Source organism: Chryseobacterium subflavum (assembly GCF_055762745.1).
The window spans coordinates 1,705,740-1,723,977 of record NZ_JBVTMR010000001.1; the positions used below are offsets into that span (position 1 = coordinate 1,705,740).

The following is an 18,238-nucleotide window of genomic DNA, read 5'->3' on the forward strand; positions in this document are numbered from 1 at the left end:
TTCTCACACCATATAAACCACTTCATTCGAAGTGGTTTTTTTATGCCCTGATATCTGTTGCCTATTCATTTCCTCTCAACTTCTGAAGATATTCTGTCGGGGGTATTCCAATTACTTTTTTAAAGATATTACTGAAGGAAGACAGACTGTTATACCCTACCATCATTGCAATCTCGTACATATTGTATTTCCCTTCAAGCATAAGTTCCAATGAACGGGTTATTCTTAAAGCTCTTAAAAAACGAACGTAATTCATGCCCAAAATCTCTTTAAATTTTCTGGACAATGTTCTTGTACTCATTCCAAATTCTTTTGCTGTAGATTCAATGGTAAGGTTCTTCTCCAGGTTGGCATGGATGTATTTGGCTACCTTTAGCAATGTTTCATCTTCCGGGAAAGGATGCTGTACAGGAAACGCTAATTTTTTATCTCTTTTTTCAGGTAAAATTCCCTTAAGTGCTTTGAGAAAATAATATTTAGAACCGTCATTTTTTGTGATTTTCCCATCCCATTCTTTTGTGTATAAAATCATTTCCCGAAGTAAATGACTCACAGAATAAATATTGATTTCATCAAAAAAGCCATTTTCATCTCCATCTTTTTTAAAGTAAAAATTGTATAAATCCACTTTTGGGCTAGATGTAAATATATAATGGGGGATTCCGGCAGGGATCCACATAAAACATCTCGCAGGAAGGTACCAGTGCTTAAGTTCAGTAAAGATATGTACGATACCGCCTTCTGCATACACCAATTGGGCAGAACTGTGATTATGGATATCTGTTTTTACATTACCGGTAAGTACATGATATACATAAAATTCTGCGTCTTCTTCCTCTACCGCTTTAAAGTGACTATCATTCATGAGATAAAGGTACTGAGAATATTTCTATTTGGCGTAAATGAGCAAATCTTTTTCTGCTTTAACAAATCATGTCTAGACGTACTGCTCGTACCTTTGCACTATCAAAATCAATTTAGCAAAAAACCTTTAATTAATTTATGAAAATGATATTTAGCACACGCAGATATCACTGGATTGCGTTGTGCTTATTATTGATAAGCATGTCCCTACACTCACAAGTGATCGATTATCAACATCTCAGCCTTCAACAGGCATTAGAATTAGGTCTGAAGAATAATAAAAACATTCAGATCAGCCACCTCAAACAAAGCATGTCTGAAACAAAAGAGAAAGATCTTAAAATGGAAAGATTGCCGGACATTGAATTTCATACCAGCTACACTCAGGTATCTGATCTTTTTCAGCATGAAAACGGAATTTTGGGAAAAGCAACCCGATATAATGTTATTAACGGGATGTATGATTTTACCCTTTCCGCTTCCATTCCGGTATATATGGGTGGAAGAATTAAAAATACGGAGAAGAAATCATCTGTAAACACTGAAATTTCGAAATTACAAACCCATCTGGATGAAAGATCACTGAAAATGCAAATCATTACCGCTTTTCTTCAGATTCACCATTTAAAGGAACAACAAGAACTTATTGCTGAAAAAATGAAGGAAGATTCTGTAAACATAAAACAGGTAAAAGCCTTAAAAGCAAACGGAGTAGTTACTTTTAATGAGGTACTAAGAACATCTTTGCAACTTTCTAATCACAAAATGAGCTGGACAGAACTTGATAATGACATTCAGATCGCGGAACACCAGTTAAAAACAATTTTATTTCTTCCGGACACTCAGGAAATGCATGCTGAAACAGAAGATCTTATTTCTGAAAATGCAGAAATTCCGTATATCAATGAGCTGACCGAAACAGCTTTAATTAAAAATGAATATGTTGAAATCACCAAGAAAAATCTCTCTTTAAAAGAGCTTGATCAAAAAATCGTAAAAGCCAATTATCTTCCCAAGATTACTGCCGGAGGTGAATATTTCATAAAATATCCCAATATGATGTTCTTTCCCCCTGAGCCTTATGCTTATCGTTTAGGAATGATTGGGGTAAACCTAACCTATCCTATAGAGAGCTTATATAAGAATAAATATAAGATGCAGGAAGCAAAGGAAAATGTAGACCTTGCCAAATTACAGATTGAAGAGAAGGAAGAAAGTTTAAAACATTCAGTTTATGAAGCGTATAAAAAATTTGAAGAAACTGAACAAAAAGTAAAAATAGCAGAGGAAGCTATTAATCAGGCAAAAGAAAACTATCGGATCGTTAAAACAAAATACGCAAATAAATTAAGCCTTATCACCGAATTGATTGATGCTGATAATACATATCTGGAAACTCAATCCAATCTTATTTCTGTGAAGATCAACCGACAATTAAAATACTATCAACTCCAATATACTATCGGAAACTTATAAAACTATGACTAAGAAGCAATTGACTAAAAAAGAAGAAAGAATCAACAAATCGATTACTTTATTAGCTTGGATTCTCATCATAAGCGGAATTACAGGGATGATAAGTTTCTATCTTTTTTCCAGAAAGAATGTAACAACAAATGATGCGCAAATAGAACAATACATTACACCGGTTTCAAGTAAAGTTTCTGGCTTTATTAAAGACATACGGTTTAATGAAAATCAGTTTGTCCATAAAGGAGACACTTTAATTGTAATTGACAACCGGGAATTCATCAACCAGGTAAAAATGGCCGAAGCCAACCTGCATGCAAATTCAGAAAATATTGCAACCATCCAAAGTGGTGTTAATACTAAAGAAAGTGATACTAAAATCATCGATGCTAAAATAGCTTCAGCAAAAATTGATATATGGAGAACGGAACAGGATTATAAAAGATACAAAAATCTTTTGGCTGAAGATGCTGCCACCGAACAACAGTTTGAAAATGTACAGGCTTCATATGATCAGGCTAAAGCCAATCTGCTGGCATTGGAACAGCAAAAGAAAGCAATTAGAGCTGGTGCTAATGAACAAGAGACCAAAGTAGCTCCCGCAAAAAGTCAGATTCAGCAAAGCTCCGCCAATCTCAGTAATGCAAAATTGTTTCTTTCGTATACGGTAGTTACTGCCCCTTATGATGGTTGGGTCGGAAAAAAAACGATTCAGGAAGGACAGCTGATTAAAGAAGGACAAGCTTTGGTTCAGATCGTCAGTAAGGAAAAATGGATCATTGCCAATTATAAAGAAACCCAACTGGGGCAGATTGATCAGAAGCAGGAAGTGATTATTGAAGCGGATGCTTTCCCGGATATTGAATTTAAAGGAAAGATAGTTTCCGTATCCCCTGCATCAGGTTCTCAGTTTTCTCTGGTTAAGCCCGATAATGCAACCGGAAATTTCGTAAAAATAGAACAGCGTTTTCCAGTAAAAATTATTTTAGAGAATGGCCAGGACAATGAGAAATTACTTTCAGGAATGAATGTACTGGTCAGCGCTAAAAAACTATAGAAAGCGAAAAATTCAGCATGTATGTGGTGACATAAAGGAATTTGAGACCTTATATCCATCCTTAATCCCCACTATCCGCAATTCCAAATCTACTATCTAAGTTAAAAAAATGCAACATAATTCAGTTTATTATAAATGGGTACCACAATGGCTGAAACTGCCGCTCCTTATTCTGGCGCTGTTTCCCCACCTGATGTTATTGTCTATCCTGCATTCCAATAGTGCCTTCACGGCTTCCTTTATGGATGTGGACCCAGATGATATCCAATACTTATTGATTTTGATGTACGGGACATTTGTGGTTACCCTTTTAGTTTTGCAGCGATTTATGGCCTATTTCAGCGTAAAATACTATATTTTGCTGATGTCCTCTATTTCAGTAATTATACTGTATGTATTATCAGTCACCAATGATTATCATATTGTTCTTGTCATCCGCTTCCTGGAAGGGATATTCGGATTGTTGGAAGGCGCTATTTTTTTACCCCTTATTATAGCGGAATTGAAGACTGTTCATGCTAAAATAATTGCTTATCTTTTCATGTACACCATAATGCTTACCGGAGGAACAGTTACCACCTCATTATTAAAATCAAGCATTCAGGATTACGATTTTCAGCATATGATTCTGATGATCGCTTATTTCCACATTTTTGTATTGATTATCGGAATTGCGTTATTCAACAAAAACAGATTCTTTCCCAAAAAGCCACTATATCAGCTTGACATTACCAGCTGGTTTTTATTGTGGACCTGCTTGCAGGCGGGAGCTTACGCTATTATCTATGGAAAACGCCTTATGTGGTTTGAATCCCATATCATTATTTTATGCTTATTCATATTTTTAATATCCGGAGGATTATTTATTTTAAAACAGAGAAATTCAAAACGCCCAATTTTCCATTTTGAAGTTTTCCATTCTAAAAATGTTATTGCGGGTATGGTTCTTTTTTTTGTTTTTTATCTGATCCGTTCAGCTTTAAATAATGTATACAGTATCATGGCTACCGTATGGAAATGGCCATGGGATTATATTGTAGATGTTCAGTATTGGAATGTGGCGGGAACACTTATTGGCGTTTTATTATCCGGGATCTGTTTAATGAAAGGTATTTCCTCCAGAATGGTCTTCTTTACCGGGTTTTTATTACTGGCCATTGATTGTGCCTGGTTCACATATACTTTTTATCCCGATACAACACTTTCTACCATTTGCCCTCCGTTATTTTTACAGGGAATAGCCCAGGGGCTTTTATTCACCCCTCTTGTTTTCTTTTTAATAGCAGGGCTTCCGGAAGATTATGTAGCAAATGGCACGGCAATGGGAACCACTACCCGATTCTGGACGACTGCTATAGGATATGCTTTAATGCAGAATTTAATGCTCTTTCTTACCTTAAAACATTCTGATGCCTTAAGCTATAACATGACAGATACCAATCCTGTTTTTTATTCGCAGTGGACACAGATTTTCGGAGCAAATATCTCTAAGCTACCGGTGAATGAATCTTTATCATTGACAGCCGGAGCGTTTAAAGCAAAAATTACATCACAGGCTATTTTACTTTCCAATATGGAAATATTTACCGGCTTATTCTGGCTGGCATTTATTACGGCACTTTTACTGCTTTTATATCATCCCGCTAAAATTGCAATCAGAAATATTATGTAATTTTTAGGCAAAAAATTTGCATTGCTTCCCCAAATTTGAAAGCATGGACATTCAGGAAATCTCATCAGCTCAGAAAGCATTTTTCAAAACACATAAAACAAAAAGTATAAAGTTCAGGAAAATGTACCTTGAAAAGCTTAAAGAAATCATCACACAGAATGAGGAGCTCTTATATAAAGCAATAGAGAAAGATTTTGGAAAATCAAGATTTGATACATTTACTACAGAGTTATCTTTTGTTCTAAAGGATATTGATTATTATATAAAAAATCTGAAAACGCTTTCAAAACCCCAAAAGGTTTCAACCAACCTTGTTAATCAGATCGGGAAAAGTCTCATTTATCCTGAACCTTTAGGATGTATTCTTGTAATTGGTGCATGGAATTACCCTTATCAACTATCCCTTTCTCCACTTGTTGCCGCCTTAGCAGCAGGAAACTGCTGTATCCTTAAACCAAGTGAAATTGCCGAAAATACAATGGAAGCAATGGCTAAAATTATCAATGAAAACTTTCCTTCTGAATATGTTTATGTCTATAAAGGTGGAATCAATGAAACGACAGATCTTTTGAAACTCAGGTTTGATAAAATATTTTTTACAGGGAGTACCAAAGTAGGAAAGATTGTTTATAAAGCTGCTGCGGAAAACCTGACGCCAGTAACCTTAGAATTAGGAGGAAAATCACCGGTCGTCATTACTAAAGAAGCAAATCTTGAAGTTTCAGCCAAAAGAATCGTTTGGGGTAAGTTTTTAAACGCAGGACAAACTTGTGTTGCTCCGGATTACCTTGTTATAGAAGAATCCGTGAAAGAGCAGTTTCTGGAAATGCTCCGGAAATACATTAAAGAATTTAAATATGAACCCGGATCAGAACAATACACAAGAATCATTAACCAAAGAAATTTTCAAAGGCTTATTCAATTGATCCAAAAGGATAAGGTATATTTCGGAGGTAATTATAGTGAAGAAAAACTTTATATAGAACCAACCATCCTAACGGATATTGAATGGAAAGATCCTGTCATGGAAGAAGAAATCTTTGGTCCGATTCTGCCCGTGATTTCATTCACCCACTATAACCAAATGATCAATACGATTACAGAATTAGAGAAACCTCTCGCTGCTTATCTCTTTACGAATAACCCAGAAGAAAAAGAAATTTTTAAGCAAAAGATCTCTTTTGGCGGAGGATGTATCAATGATGTGGTAATGCATTTAAGTAACGACCATCTGCCGTTTGGGGGAGTAGGAAATTCAGGAATTGGCCATTATCATGGTAAATATGGGTTTGAAACTTTTTCACATCAGAAATCGATCCTTGAAAGGGTAACATGGGGTGAACCTAATATAAAATATCCGCCATATTCTGATAAAAAACTAAAATGGATTAAGAAACTTTTATAAAACAAAAAACCGGGAAAACTCCCGGTTTTTATTTATGATTTAGGTATCCATTCATTGAAAAATGCTTTTACTTTTTCAAGATTATATCCTTTATCCTGTTCCAGAACATCACTTTGCTGAACATGAATCATTTTACCATTTTTATCCAGAACTATAAACACAGGATATCCGAATTTATCTCCCGGATTACCATATTGGGCAAACACTTTTTCATTTTTGTTGTCCGGAGAGAAATTAAGGTGATAGTATAAATAATTCTTATCAACAATATTTTTTAATTCAGGTGTGGTTTGTACAAACTGATTAAAGCGTAAACACCAGATACACCAATTTCCACCGGCCTGGATCATAATATTTTTATTTTCTTTTTTTGCCTGGGCAATCAGTTTATTAATATCTTTCTGAGCATCCGCTTTCGGATCATATGGCTTCGGTAACTTAGCCTTCTCCTCAGCGGCTTTTCTTTTGGCATCCAGTTCTGCATGATCAGTCTTTACAATTAATGCCTTATCTCTTGAATCCTTAACATCCTCAGTCCTCTTTGTTTCCTGTGAAAAAACAAAAGTACCTGCGATCAGGAAAGCTGCTATTGATAATTTTTTCATAATATAAAAGTAAAAAAATAATACTTATTGCAAGCAAAAATAGAACCATATTTTTATTATCACTAAATTTGCATGTTTTATGAATTTCCTGATCAAGATACTATACCTGATTTCTAAGCTCCCGTTGAAAATATTATATATTTTTTCGGATATCATTTTCTTTTTAAACTACTACATTGTAGGTTATAGAAAAAATGTAATCACCCAGAATCTAACAAGGTCTTTTCCCCTGAAATCAAAAAAAGAGATCGCAGAGATAAGAAAAAAATTCTATCGTAACTTTTCAGACTACCTGGTAGAAACTGTAAAATCCTTTAGTATTTCACAAACGGAGGCCAGGGTAAGGATGCAGCACATCAATCAGGATGTATTTCATGAAGTCCAAAAGGAAGGTAAAAATGTTATTTTATTGGCCGGACATGTTTTTAACTGGGAATGGATCAATGCATTGGCCACTATCGTTCCCCAGAAAAACTGCCATCCTGTATACCGCAAAGTAAACAGTGAATTCTGGGAAAACCAGATGAAAAAGGTCCGGAATAAATTCGGAAATAAGGCGTTGGAAGCCAATGAGGTTATTCTCAATATTTTCAGGAGTAAAAATGATGGTGACTCCATTTATATGTTCGTTGCCGATCAAACACCTCATGTTTCTCATGTCAACTATGGATTGGAATTCCTGGACCAGAGAACCCCAGTATTTATAGGATATGATAAGTTGGCGACAAGAATGGACCTGGCTTTCATTTACTGTGAAATGAAAAAAGTAAAACGTGGTTTTTATCAGGTAAACTACCATAGAATTTATCCGGACAGTGAAAAGTTTGTTGAGCACGAGGTAGTAAAAAAGTTTCATAAATTACTGGAAAACACCCTTCATAAACGTCCCGACAACTACCTTTGGTCACACAGGAAGTGGAAATATCAGGACTCTATTAAACACTTTGATTCAGAAAAAGAATAATACAGGATGTCTAAAAAATTAGCAGTTGTTATTTTAAACTGGAATGGTAAGGACTGGCTGGAAAAGTTTCTTCCTGGCGTTGTCCGCTTCTCGGCTGATGCGGATATATATGTTATTGACAATCTTTCTACAGATAACTCCATCGATTATCTAAAATCACAGTTTCCGACCGTAAAGATTATTTACAATGACAGAAATTATGGCTTTGCGGGCGGATATAATGTCGGATTGAAAAATATCAGGGCTGACTATTACTGCCTTCTTAATTCTGATGTAGAAGTAATGGAAAACTGGATTACCCCTGTCCTTGACCTCTTTGAAAGAGATCCTGAAATTGCAGCTATACAACCCAAGGTTTTATCCTATCAGAACAAAAAACATTTTGAATTTGCAGGTGCTGCCGGGGGATTAATAGATAATTTAGGATATCCATATTGCAGAGGAAGGGTTTTTGATGACGTAGAAGAAGACAAAGGACAGTACAATGATGAAGCAGAAATATTTTGGGCATCGGGATGTTGTTTCTTTATCCGTTCAAAGGATTTTCAGGAACAAAATGGATTTGACGAAAGATTCTTTGCCCATCAGGAAGAAATCGATTTATGCTGGAGGCTGATCAACACGGGAAAAAAAATATACTATACAGGGAAATCTACTGTTTATCATGTAGGAGGAGGAACTTTAAATAAGCAAAGTCCGCAGAAGACTTATTTGAATATCAGAAATAACCTTTCCATGATGCTTAAGAACCTTCCTTTCCCAAAACTGATCTGGCTTATTTTTTTCAGACTTTGCTTAGACAGTATAGCGGGTATTTATTTTGGATTAAAAAATGGATTTCCTCATCTTTGGGCTGTTGTAAGAGCACATTTTGGCTTTTATGCACAGGTTCACGGAACCTGGAAACTCCGTCAGAAAAATCAAAAGAATATTTTCTATCAAAGTAAATGGCTTATATTCAAACACTTTATTGGAGGTAAAAAGTCTTCATAAGCTTTGGCTTTTCAATTATAATTCATAACTTATCATATTATCAATAAAAATGGATTTTTGTGCAATAGATTTTGAAACGGCAACCAACGACAGAAGCTCTGCTTGTGAACTTGGAGTCTGTATTGTTCAGGATTCCAAGATTGTTGAAACCAAAACCTGGCTTATTAAACCACCCAGTTTTCCTTATTTTAGCCGATTTAATGTTGCGGTTCACGGTATAGAACCAGAAGATGTAAAGGATGCTCCTACTTTTGATGAAATCTGGTATGAAGTGGAAGAAATGATGTATGGAACGCTTATGATTGCTCATAATGCAGGCTTTGATGCAGGGGTCTTAAGAGGGTGCCTTAAACATTATGGTATATTCACACCAAAACTGAATTATTTATGCAGTATTCAGCTGGCAAAAAAGTCCTGGAATTATCTCCCTAGGTATGGATTAAAACATCTGTCAGAATATCATCAGATCAGCCTTAATCACCATAGGGCTGGAGATGATGCCGAAGCTTGTGCTAAAATCTCTTTATTAGCCTTTGAAAAGTTATTTCTAAGTACAAATGAAGAAATTTATGATTACCTGCGGCCTAAAATCAAACAACTCTGATTCTAATTGCTCAATACTTCTGAAAGCAGGTTGAATTTAGGAATGTCTATTTCAAAACTTTCCTGAGTTTCCATGTTTTTAACCAGGTATTTTCCGCTCATATTCCCTACTCCTGAACGAAGCATTACGTTAGAGAAATAACCGAAATTTTCACCTGTTGAGATCTCCGGAGTCAATCCGATTACCCCATCTCCGATGATCTCAGTATATCCGAAACCTACATCGAAGATTAACCATTTTCTTTTCAGAATCTTAATGGGAAAACCACCGTCGTTTTCTATGGTTATATTATACTTAAAAACATAACGGTTTTCTGAGGGGTAACTGTTTTTACTATCATATTCAGGTATGACTGAAACTTTGATATTAGAAGTTATTTTTGAAAACATCACTTAACATTTGTTTAAATAAATACAAAAATCTCGCCTTTTTTGAGGCGAGATCGTAACTTATATTATAATTTTCTTAAAATTTATAATTCCAGAGCTTTTCTTTCATCACCGCCCATTAAAATCTCAACAGGATTATCTATACCTTCTTTTACAGCTACTAGGAACCCTACGGATTCTTTTCCATCAATAATTCTGTGGTCATAAGACATTGCAACGTACATCATAGGACGGATAACTACCTGCCCGTCTACTGCTACAGGTCTTTGAATAATGTTGTGCATTCCCAGGATTGCAGATTGTGGAGGATTGATAATCGGAGTAGACATCATAGATCCGAAAGTACCACCATTTGTAATTGTGAATGTACCACCAGTCATTTCATCAACACTGATTTTACCATCTCTTACTTTAGTAGCTAAATCTTTGATGTTTGCTTCAATACTTCTGAAAGTCATGTCTTCAGCATTTCTCAATACAGGAACCATTAATCCTTTAGGACCTGAAACCGCGATTGAAATATCACAGAAATCATAGTTGATTTTGAAATCTCCATCGATAGATGCATTTACATCAGGATACATTTGCAAAGCTCTTGTAACAGCTTTTGTAAAGAAAGACATGAAACCTAGTCCAACTCCGTGTTTTTGGGCAAACTCTTCTTTATATTGTTTTCTGATTCTGAAGATCTCAGACATGTCAACCTCGTTGAAAGTAGTTAACATTGCCGTTTCATTCTTTACAGAAACCAGTCTTGAAGCGATTTTTCTTCTTAGAACTGAAAGCTTAGTAGTCGTTGTTGCTCTTGAACCGTTAGTAGAAGATACACTTCCCATAGCAGGAACAGCAGCTAATTCAGCATCAGTTTTAGTAACTCTTCCATCTCTTCCGGATCCGGTAACTTGCCCTGCATCTATTCCTTTTTCATCAAGAATTTTTTTAGCAGCAGGAGACGGAGTTCCCGTTGCATATGTCTGTGTAGCAGCCGCAGGTTGTGCAACCGGTTTTGGTGCTTCCTGAACAGGTGCTGGTTTTGGAGCTTCTTCTTTCTTAGGAGCTTCAGCAGCAGGAGCAGCTGCCCCTTCTGGTTTAGGAGCATCTACATCAATTAAGCAAACTACCTGACCTACTTGTACAACTTCACCTTCTTCTGCTTTTAAAGTAATTACACCACTTTGCTCAGCTGGAAGTTCAAGAGTTGCTTTGTCTGAGTCTACCTCAGCGATTGGTTGATCTTTTTCTACATAATCACCATCTTTCACAAGCCAAGTCGCGATTTCAACTTCTGTTATTGATTCGCCCGGTGAAGGAACTTTCATTTCTAAAACTGACATATCGTATTTTTTATTTTTTTATTAATTATTATTTATTGATTAAGCTGTTACAGGTCTTTTTGCAGGCGCATCGTTTGTGTTAAAAACCCTGTTGATTACTGCATTCTGATTTTTCTCAAACATCTTGTGACTACCAGGAGCCGGAGCACCACTTGGTACCGGAGCTATTACCTGAATACCTGTATCTCTGAAGTTTCTAAGGATATAAGACCATGCCCCCATATTTTCAGGTTCTTCCTGAGCCCAGATCAATTCTTTTCTATTATCATATTTGCTTAAAATCTGCTCAATAGCATCTGTTTGTAATGGATACAATTGTTCAAATCTAACCAGAGCAATATCTTCATTGTTAAGTTCCTCTTTCTTCGCCAATAATTCAAAATAGAATTTACCTGAACAAAGGACAACTTTTTCTACTTTTTTAGGATCTGCAGTAGCATCATCCAAAATAGGCTGGAAAGTTCCGTTCGCAAAATCTTCTAATGGAGAAACAACTTTAGGATGTCTTAGTAATGATTTAGGACTCATTACAACCAACGGTTTTCTGTAAGACCATTTCAATTGTCTTCTCAACAAGTGGAAATAGTTAGCTGGAGAAGTGATATTGGCTACCACCATATTTTCGTTTGCACAAAGTGTCAAGAATCTCTCCAATCTTGCAGAAGAGTGTTCTGCTCCCTGTCCTTCGGAACCATGTGGCAATAACATTACCAATCCGTTCTGAATCTTCCATTTCTCTTCAGCAGCAGCCAGATATTGATCAACAATAATCTGAGCACCATTTACGAAATCCCCAAACTGAGCTTCCCAGATTGTAAGCGTGTTTGGAGAAGCCATAGCATATCCATAATCAAAACCTAAAACTCCGTATTCTGAAAGGTGAGAGTTATAAACATCAAATCTGCTTTCAGAAATATGTCTTAATGGAATATACTCTTCTTCCGTATCTTCTGTTTTTACTACGGCATGTCTGTGGGAGAAAGTTCCTCTTTCCACATCTTCCCCTGAAATTCTGATGTTGTGTCCTTCAGCAAGTAATGTAGCATATGCTAACCATTCTCCTAAAGCCCAATCTAAAGAATCTCCCTCAATTGCTTTTACACGGTTTTCAAAAAGTCTTGTAATCTTATTGATAAATTTCTTATCAGCAGGAAGTGTAGACATTTTAATAGCCAGTTCCTTAAGCTTAGCTAAATCATATTTTGTATCTACAGGAGACTGCATTGCTCCTCTTTTTGCAATAGGATAGTTTGTCCAGTCATCAGACATGAAAACATCCATTGCATTTTTCTCAATCTCCTTAGATGCATCGAAATCTTTATCCAAAAGTTCTTTGAAATCAGTTTCCATTTTCTTCAGGATATCATTAGAAACAATACTGTCCTGAATTAATTTATCCTTATAAATTTCTCTTGGGTTCGGATGCTTGGAAATCAGTTTATATAAATTGGGTTGAGTAAATCTTGGTTCATCCCCTTCGTTATGACCATATTTTCTATATCCCAGTAAATCGATGTATACATCTTTTCCGAACTTCGCTCTGAAATCAGCTGCAAAGTGAATTGCATGAACTACTGCTTCCGCATCATCAGCATTTACATGCATTACCGGAGACTCAGTTACTTTTGCAATATCCGTACAATAAGTGGATGATCTTGCATCTGCATAGTTGGTTGTAAATGAAACCTGATTATTCACAACAATATGCACCGTACCTCCTGTTTTGTATCCTTCCAAGGTCATCATCTGCGCTACTTCATAAACAATTCCTTGTCCTGCAATAGCTCCATCCCCATGGATAACGATTGGTAAAATTTTAGAATAATCCCCTTTGTATTTATCATCTACTTTAGCACGGCAGATCCCTTCTACCAAAGCTGCTACTGTTTCCAGGTGAGATGGGTTCGGAGTAAGATTGATAGAAACTTCTTCACCTGAAGCTGTTTTGATCTTTTTAGAAGATCCTAAGTGATATTTAACATCACCCGAGAATACATCTTCTTCAAATTCTTTTCCTTCAAATTCAGAGAAGATCTGTTTGTAAGATTTTCCAAAAATATTGGATAGTACATTTAATCTTCCTCTGTGAGCCATACCAAGCACTACCTCATCTACACCAAGCTGAGAAGATCTTGAAATCAACTGATCCAAAGCAGGAATCAATGTTTCTCCTCCTTCCAGTGAGAATCTTTTCTGACCAACAAATTTCGTGTGAAGATAATTTTCAAAAGCTACAGCCTGATTCAACTTCAATAAGATCTCAGTTTTTTCATTGGCTGAAAGACTTGGATGGTTTTCATTTACCTGCAACCATTTTTTGATAAAATCCTTCTCTTCAACATTGTTGATATAAGTATATTCAACACCGATAGAGTCACAATAAATGTTTTCCAGGTGCTTAATGATATCCTGCAATGTTGCAGGCTCTTTCATCCCTGTTTCAACAGCACAGTTAAATTTCGTATTTAAATCCTCCTTGCTCAGACCGAAGTTCTCGATATCCAGAGTAGGTGTATAGTGTCTTCTTTCTCTTACCGGATTTGTTTTTGTAAACAAATGCCCTCTTGTTCTGTAAGCCTCAATAAGGTTTACTACTTTAAATTCTTTCTTGATGTGCTCAGGAACTTCTCCGTTTGATACCGCCTGAGATATTTGCTGTACTGCAGGAGCAGTAGTAGCTGGAGCTTGAATGTATTGGATGTTATCTTCATCACCGTAGTTCTCCAAAGCAAAATCAAAGCCTTGAAAGAAGGCTTTCCATGATGGCTCTAAAGAATCCGGGAATTTTAAGTACTGTTGGTATAAATCCTCAATTAACTGAGAATGAGCTGCGTTTAGGAATGAAAATCTGTCCATTATTACAGTTTATCTATTATTAAAATTTGTTTGTATAATTAATCCTCAAATTTAATAAAAAAAACCGACTTGGGACAGCCTCAGATTACTAAAAAAAACATAAAATATATAATTTCCAATAATTTACTTAAAGACAGATAGGGAAAGCTTCATGTTCACGTCCTGATCATCCATCGGGCGCTCCATAAAAACCTGACGAATATCACCAAAACGCATCTCATCTTTCTTTGCTTTTTGAATCAATTGCTGAATTGCTTTTACTCTTCCGGCATAAGGTCCTTTGTAATACATCACATAATTCTGTGTAGGGTTTACAGATCTGAAACTAAAGTTATTATCTGTAACTCCTATCTTTTTTGACAATGGTATCCCCAGGAAATAGGAAACCTCCTTATCTTTATAATTATCGGCGTCAGTGATCAGGATGGGAAACCCGAATTCATCCTCTTTTTTTCCAAGATCCATGCTTACATAATTGTAAACTTTATTGTAGTTCATAACGATGTTTTTGTACAAAGCATCTTTCTTATTGGAGGTGCTTACATTAATTCCCAGCAATAACTTTTCCTCTTCATTTTCTACCATTAAGCTATCGTATTTTATTGCAGCCATCTGGTTATCTTTTTCCACCTTATTTCCGAGAACGTTCTTAAGGTTGGCCATACTTTTATCGATATTTTCTGTAAAACGGTCCTCCGTCCAGAAATTCTCCACTCTCCTCAGCACAGAAAGTTTAGGGGTATGAACATACCATGTGATTTTTGTTTTTTCTGCAGATAATGCTTTGAATTTAACATCGACAAGCGTTGGGTTCTCATTTTTATCTTCAAAAAGCTGATATTTAAGGGTTTGATTAGGGTTTTCATACCGGATAAACATCTCTCCGTCTCTATCATTTTTTGGATCAACGTAACTTATAGCGCTTCCCATTCCCTCGTAGGGAGTATAATAATCAATATCAATAGTTTGGGAATTTGTAAAAAAATTATTCCAACGGGTAAAATTCTGCAAATTATTGAATTGGTGAAAGACTTTATCCAAAGGATAATCTATCTCTTTTTCAATTTTAAAATCTTTACTTTCATCCACAAAATAATACATGGAAGCAGCATAAGCCCCTACCAGTAAAACAACAATTACACTTATTATTTTAAAAAAACGCATCGTACAAAAGTAAAACAAATAAAAAAAGTGACCAATATATTGATCACTCTAGTTTTAAGTTTATGAAAATTATCCAATATGAGTTCCCGGAGGCAATACAGCTCCTTTTTTCACCACAACAATACCATCCTGCACGGAATGGGTTCCAAAGTCGCCATCCTGTAAGTGCTTCCCTCCGATAATCCTTACATTATCTCCGATATAGCAATTTTTATCCAGAATTGCTTTTTCGATATAACAGTATTTCCCTATTCCCATGTTGGGACGGCCATTCCGGTCATTCATGACAATTTCAGTAGTGTTCTGATAGAAATCCGATCCCATTACATAAGAATTTACGATCGTACTTCCTTTATCGATACGAGTCCTGTTTCCGATCACTGAATTTTCAATTTTGTCCGCCATAATAATACATCCGTCTCCAAAAACAGCTTTACTAACGTAAGATCCATTAATTTTGGATGGAGGTAGCATTCTGGCTCTCGTATAAATCGGTGACGAAGAAAATAAATTAAACTGTGGAAAATCCTGACAAAGATCAATATTAGCTTCGTAAAAAGACTCAATTGTTCCAATATCAGTCCAGTATCCTTCATACTGATAACTTAATGTAGCATATTTTCCTATTGAATTAGGAATAATATCTTTACCGAAATCATCCCCCGCACCTTCATCAAACATCTTTTTAAGAATACTCTTTGTGAAAATATAAATCCCCATAGATGCAAGGAATTCTTTCCCTTCATGTTTGTTATGATCAGAAACTTCAGACTTCCAATCTCCTAAAATATCCATCCCAGGTTTTTCAACAAATGAAGTAATATTTCCTTCATCATCGGATTTCAAAATACCAAACCCTGTTGCATCCTTGGCATTTACAGGAATAGTCGCAATAGTTACATCCCCTCCTTTTTTAATATGATAATCCAGCATTTCCCTGAAGTCCATCTGATAAAGCTGATCCCCAGAAAGGATAAGAATATAATCATAATCATATTTTTCAAGGTGTTTCATCGACTGACGAACCGCATCTGCAGTACCCTGGTACCAGTTCTCATTTTCAACATTCTGTTCGGCAGCTAAAATATCTACAAATCCTTTACTGAAGATATCAAAATGATATGAATTTTTAATATGAGAATTTAAAGAAGCAGAATTAAACTGGGTTAAAACCAAGATCTTATTCAGTCCCGAGTTTAAACAATTGGAAATAGGAATATCTACCAGTCTGTATTTTCCGGCAATTGGAACGGCTGGTTTTGACCTTGAATAAGTTAACGGAAAAAGTCTTGTTCCTCTACCTCCTCCCAAAACAATGGAAATAACGTTGCGATTCATAAATATCTTGCGTTTAATTTAGTTTAGATTACTTTTTTATTCACTTTATGTATTTCTACAATACTTCTTTTCCTCATTATGTCACTACAGAAAACAAAACAGGTTATACTTCGTTTTATTTATTGTATAACGCAATATACTTCTCCGCAGACTTCTCCCAGGCGAAATCAAATTGCATATTGGCAGTGATAAGGTCCTCCATCACACCTTTTTGATAATATATATGCATCCCTCTGTTCATCGCGTGAATTACATCATCAACTCCCGGATAGGAAAAATTTAATCCCGCCCCTCCTGTAGATATATCCTGCACAGTATCTTTCAATCCACCGGTGTATCTTACAATGGGAACCGTCCCGTATCTCATGGAATACATCTGATTCAATCCGCATGGCTCCACCCTTGAAGGCATCAGCAAAAAGTCTGCTGAAGCATATATTTTATGGGACAGATATTCTTTATACCCCAGATCAAGAGCAAAATTACTGTACAAATGTTCATATTCTTTTAACTTATCTTCTATATATCTGTTACCGGAGCCCAGAATGATGACATTTAAAGCACCATAGCTCTGTCTTATACTCCTCCATACAACATCGGGCAACAGATCGGCTCCTTTTTCTGTTGCAAACCTTCCAATAAATGCAAACAAAGGAAGTTCCGGCTTCAGACCATACTCTTTGCAAAGTTTGGCTTTACTCTTTTTCTTCTGTTCTACGGCATCTTCGATACTAAAGTTATAATCCAGCATAGGATCAGTCTCAGGATTCCATACTTCAGTATCAATACCATTGATGATTCCGTATGCTTTTCCGAATTCTTCGCGAACCAGGCTTTCAAGTCCGCGGAAACTTATAAAAAGCTCTTCCAGATAGCCTTCCGAAACCGTGGTGAATGCATGTGCACATTTGATCATACACGCCAGAGGATTAATCAATCCGTTCCAGTCTAAAAGTCCCCATCTGTAGTTATCAAACACAGGCATATATTGTGCCATATTCCAGCTCATCATCCCTTGGTATTCACCATTGTGAATTGTCCCAATCGTTTTAACCCCCTTAAGAAATTTGAATTCAGGACAATATTCAATCATAAAAGGAACCAGGCCCGTGTGATAATCATGACAATGCAAAACATCAGGACGGATTTCCATGGCACTCAGCCAATGCAAGACACCATGCTGAAACGCTAAAAACTGGAAACTTTCATCCTGGTAACCGTAAGGATTATCCCTGTCTAAAAGCCCTGGAATTTTCACCAGGTATAACTCAAAGCCTAAAACATTTGTTTTTTCTTTCATTACCTGAACCTGAAGCATATTGGGTCCCTGATGAATAAAACCATCAAAAACAATATCAAATTCATGATCGTAAATAAAAGATTTATTATACCAAGGCATTACAACCTTTGCATCCACTCCTTTTATTTTATTCTGATATTTTGGCAAAGCTCCTACAACATCTGCTAAACCTCCTACTTTTGCTATCGGATAACATTCCGTACTAAGATGATAAACAATCATT

Annotated in this window: 15 protein-coding genes; 7 read left to right on the plus strand and 8 right to left on the minus strand. The window is 36.0% G+C overall.

Annotated elements, in window-relative coordinates; translation table 11 throughout:
• Positions 1 to 61 precede the first annotated feature (61 nt).
• A complete protein-coding gene (locus AC0INN_RS07500) occupies positions 62 to 865 on the minus strand; it encodes a helix-turn-helix domain-containing protein (protein WP_172278522.1) in 804 nt (267 codons plus the stop codon).
• Between the two features lie 137 nt (positions 866 to 1,002).
• Here AC0INN_RS07500 and AC0INN_RS07505 point away from each other — a divergent pair, with 137 nt between their 5' ends.
• The 4 genes from AC0INN_RS07505 (at position 1,003) to AC0INN_RS07520 (ending at position 6,468) form a co-directional block, all read left to right on the plus strand.
• Positions 1,003 to 2,340 carry a TolC family protein gene (locus AC0INN_RS07505; protein WP_306612542.1) on the plus strand — a complete coding sequence of 446 codons (1,338 nt, stop codon included), beginning with the start codon at positions 1,003 to 1,005 and terminating at the stop codon, positions 2,338 to 2,340.
• 4 nt (positions 2,341 to 2,344) lie between these two features.
• On the plus strand, positions 2,345 to 3,391 hold the full coding sequence (locus AC0INN_RS07510) for an HlyD family secretion protein (RefSeq protein WP_172278524.1): 1,047 nt from the start codon (positions 2,345 to 2,347) through the stop codon (positions 3,389 to 3,391).
• 109 nt (positions 3,392 to 3,500) lie between these two features.
• Positions 3,501 to 5,063 (plus strand): MFS transporter, encoded by a 1,563-nt coding sequence (locus AC0INN_RS07515; RefSeq protein WP_306612544.1) that lies wholly within the window; start codon positions 3,501 to 3,503, stop codon positions 5,061 to 5,063.
• Positions 5,064 to 5,079: 16 nt separating this feature from the next.
• Positions 5,080 to 6,468 (plus strand): aldehyde dehydrogenase, encoded by a 1,389-nt coding sequence (locus AC0INN_RS07520; RefSeq protein WP_273648206.1) that lies wholly within the window; start codon positions 5,080 to 5,082, stop codon positions 6,466 to 6,468.
• Between the two features lie 32 nt (positions 6,469 to 6,500).
• Here AC0INN_RS07520 and AC0INN_RS07525 read toward each other — a convergent pair whose 3' ends face one another.
• Positions 6,501 to 7,073 (minus strand): thioredoxin family protein, encoded by a 573-nt coding sequence (locus AC0INN_RS07525; protein WP_172278530.1) that lies wholly within the window; start codon positions 7,071 to 7,073, stop codon positions 6,501 to 6,503.
• Between the two features lie 79 nt (positions 7,074 to 7,152).
• Between AC0INN_RS07525 and AC0INN_RS07530 the strand changes: the two genes are divergently transcribed.
• Genes AC0INN_RS07530 through AC0INN_RS07540 form a run of 3 tightly spaced genes read left to right on the plus strand, consistent with a single transcriptional unit; the run spans position 7,153 to position 9,634 of the window.
• Positions 7,153 to 8,037, plus strand: coding sequence for a lysophospholipid acyltransferase family protein (locus tag AC0INN_RS07530; RefSeq protein ID WP_172278532.1), 885 nt, complete (start codon positions 7,153 to 7,155; stop codon positions 8,035 to 8,037).
• Positions 8,038 to 8,043: 6 nt separating this feature from the next.
• On the plus strand, positions 8,044 to 9,030 hold the full coding sequence (locus AC0INN_RS07535; protein WP_273648207.1) for a glycosyltransferase family 2 protein: 987 nt from the start codon (positions 8,044 to 8,046) through the stop codon (positions 9,028 to 9,030).
• A gap of 49 nt (positions 9,031 to 9,079) precedes the next feature.
• Positions 9,080 to 9,634 carry a 3'-5' exonuclease gene (locus AC0INN_RS07540; protein WP_172278536.1) on the plus strand — a complete coding sequence of 185 codons (555 nt, stop codon included), beginning with the start codon at positions 9,080 to 9,082 and terminating at the stop codon, positions 9,632 to 9,634.
• Between the two features lie 2 nt (positions 9,635 to 9,636).
• Here the strand turns inward: AC0INN_RS07540 and apaG are convergent, their stop codons facing one another.
• From apaG to AC0INN_RS07570, 6 genes are all read right to left on the minus strand, one after another.
• The gene (gene apaG, locus AC0INN_RS07545; protein ID WP_194304229.1) at positions 9,637 to 10,023 is read right to left on the minus strand and encodes a Co2+/Mg2+ efflux protein ApaG; all 387 of its coding nucleotides are present in this window, start codon (positions 10,021 to 10,023) and stop codon (positions 9,637 to 9,639) included.
• Positions 10,024 to 10,106: 83 nt separating this feature from the next.
• On the minus strand, positions 10,107 to 11,357 hold the full coding sequence (gene odhB / locus AC0INN_RS07550; protein WP_172278540.1) for a 2-oxoglutarate dehydrogenase complex dihydrolipoyllysine-residue succinyltransferase: 1,251 nt from the start codon (positions 11,355 to 11,357) through the stop codon (positions 10,107 to 10,109).
• 39 nt (positions 11,358 to 11,396) lie between these two features.
• Positions 11,397 to 14,213, minus strand: coding sequence for a 2-oxoglutarate dehydrogenase E1 component (locus AC0INN_RS07555; RefSeq protein WP_172278542.1), 2,817 nt, complete (start codon positions 14,211 to 14,213; stop codon positions 11,397 to 11,399).
• A 123-nt stretch (positions 14,214 to 14,336) separates the two neighbouring features.
• Positions 14,337 to 15,377, minus strand: a complete 1,041-nt coding sequence (locus tag AC0INN_RS07560) for an SRPBCC domain-containing protein (protein WP_172278544.1) — start codon at positions 15,375 to 15,377, stop codon at positions 14,337 to 14,339.
• 69 nt (positions 15,378 to 15,446) lie between these two features.
• Positions 15,447 to 16,715: a glucose-1-phosphate adenylyltransferase gene (locus AC0INN_RS07565; protein ID WP_172278546.1), complete on the minus strand. Its 1,269-nt coding sequence runs from the start codon at positions 16,713 to 16,715 to the stop codon at positions 15,447 to 15,449.
• Positions 16,716 to 16,830: 115 nt separating this feature from the next.
• Positions 16,831 to 18,237 (minus strand): glycogen synthase, encoded by a 1,407-nt coding sequence (locus tag AC0INN_RS07570; protein WP_172278548.1) that lies wholly within the window; start codon positions 18,235 to 18,237, stop codon positions 16,831 to 16,833.
• Position 18,238 lies beyond the last annotated feature (1 nt).

Coding starts and splice junctions, on each gene's coding strand:
- AC0INN_RS07500 (WP_172278522.1), bottom strand. CDS start 865: ATGAATGATAGTCACTTTAAAGCGGTAGAGGAAGAAGACGCAGAATTT.
- AC0INN_RS07505 (WP_306612542.1), top strand. CDS start 1,003: ATGAAAATGATATTTAGCACACGCAGATATCACTGGATTGCGTTGTGC.
- AC0INN_RS07510 (WP_172278524.1), top strand. CDS start 2,345: ATGACTAAGAAGCAATTGACTAAAAAAGAAGAAAGAATCAACAAATCG.
- AC0INN_RS07515 (WP_306612544.1), top strand. CDS start 3,501: ATGCAACATAATTCAGTTTATTATAAATGGGTACCACAATGGCTGAAA.
- AC0INN_RS07525 (WP_172278530.1), bottom strand. CDS start 7,073: ATGAAAAAATTATCAATAGCAGCTTTCCTGATCGCAGGTACTTTTGTT.
- AC0INN_RS07530 (WP_172278532.1), top strand. CDS start 7,153: ATGAATTTCCTGATCAAGATACTATACCTGATTTCTAAGCTCCCGTTG.
- AC0INN_RS07535 (WP_273648207.1), top strand. CDS start 8,044: ATGTCTAAAAAATTAGCAGTTGTTATTTTAAACTGGAATGGTAAGGAC.
- AC0INN_RS07540 (WP_172278536.1), top strand. CDS start 9,080: ATGGATTTTTGTGCAATAGATTTTGAAACGGCAACCAACGACAGAAGC.
- apaG (WP_194304229.1), bottom strand. CDS start 10,023: ATGTTTTCAAAAATAACTTCTAATATCAAAGTTTCAGTCATACCTGAA.
- odhB (WP_172278540.1), bottom strand. CDS start 11,357: ATGTCAGTTTTAGAAATGAAAGTTCCTTCACCGGGCGAATCAATAACA.
- AC0INN_RS07555 (WP_172278542.1), bottom strand. CDS start 14,213: ATGGACAGATTTTCATTCCTAAACGCAGCTCATTCTCAGTTAATTGAG.
- AC0INN_RS07560 (WP_172278544.1), bottom strand. CDS start 15,377: ATGCGTTTTTTTAAAATAATAAGTGTAATTGTTGTTTTACTGGTAGGG.
- AC0INN_RS07565 (WP_172278546.1), bottom strand. CDS start 16,715: ATGAATCGCAACGTTATTTCCATTGTTTTGGGAGGAGGTAGAGGAACA.
- AC0INN_RS07570 (WP_172278548.1), bottom strand. CDS start 18,237: ATGATTGTTTATCATCTTAGTACGGAATGTTATCCGATAGCAAAAGTA.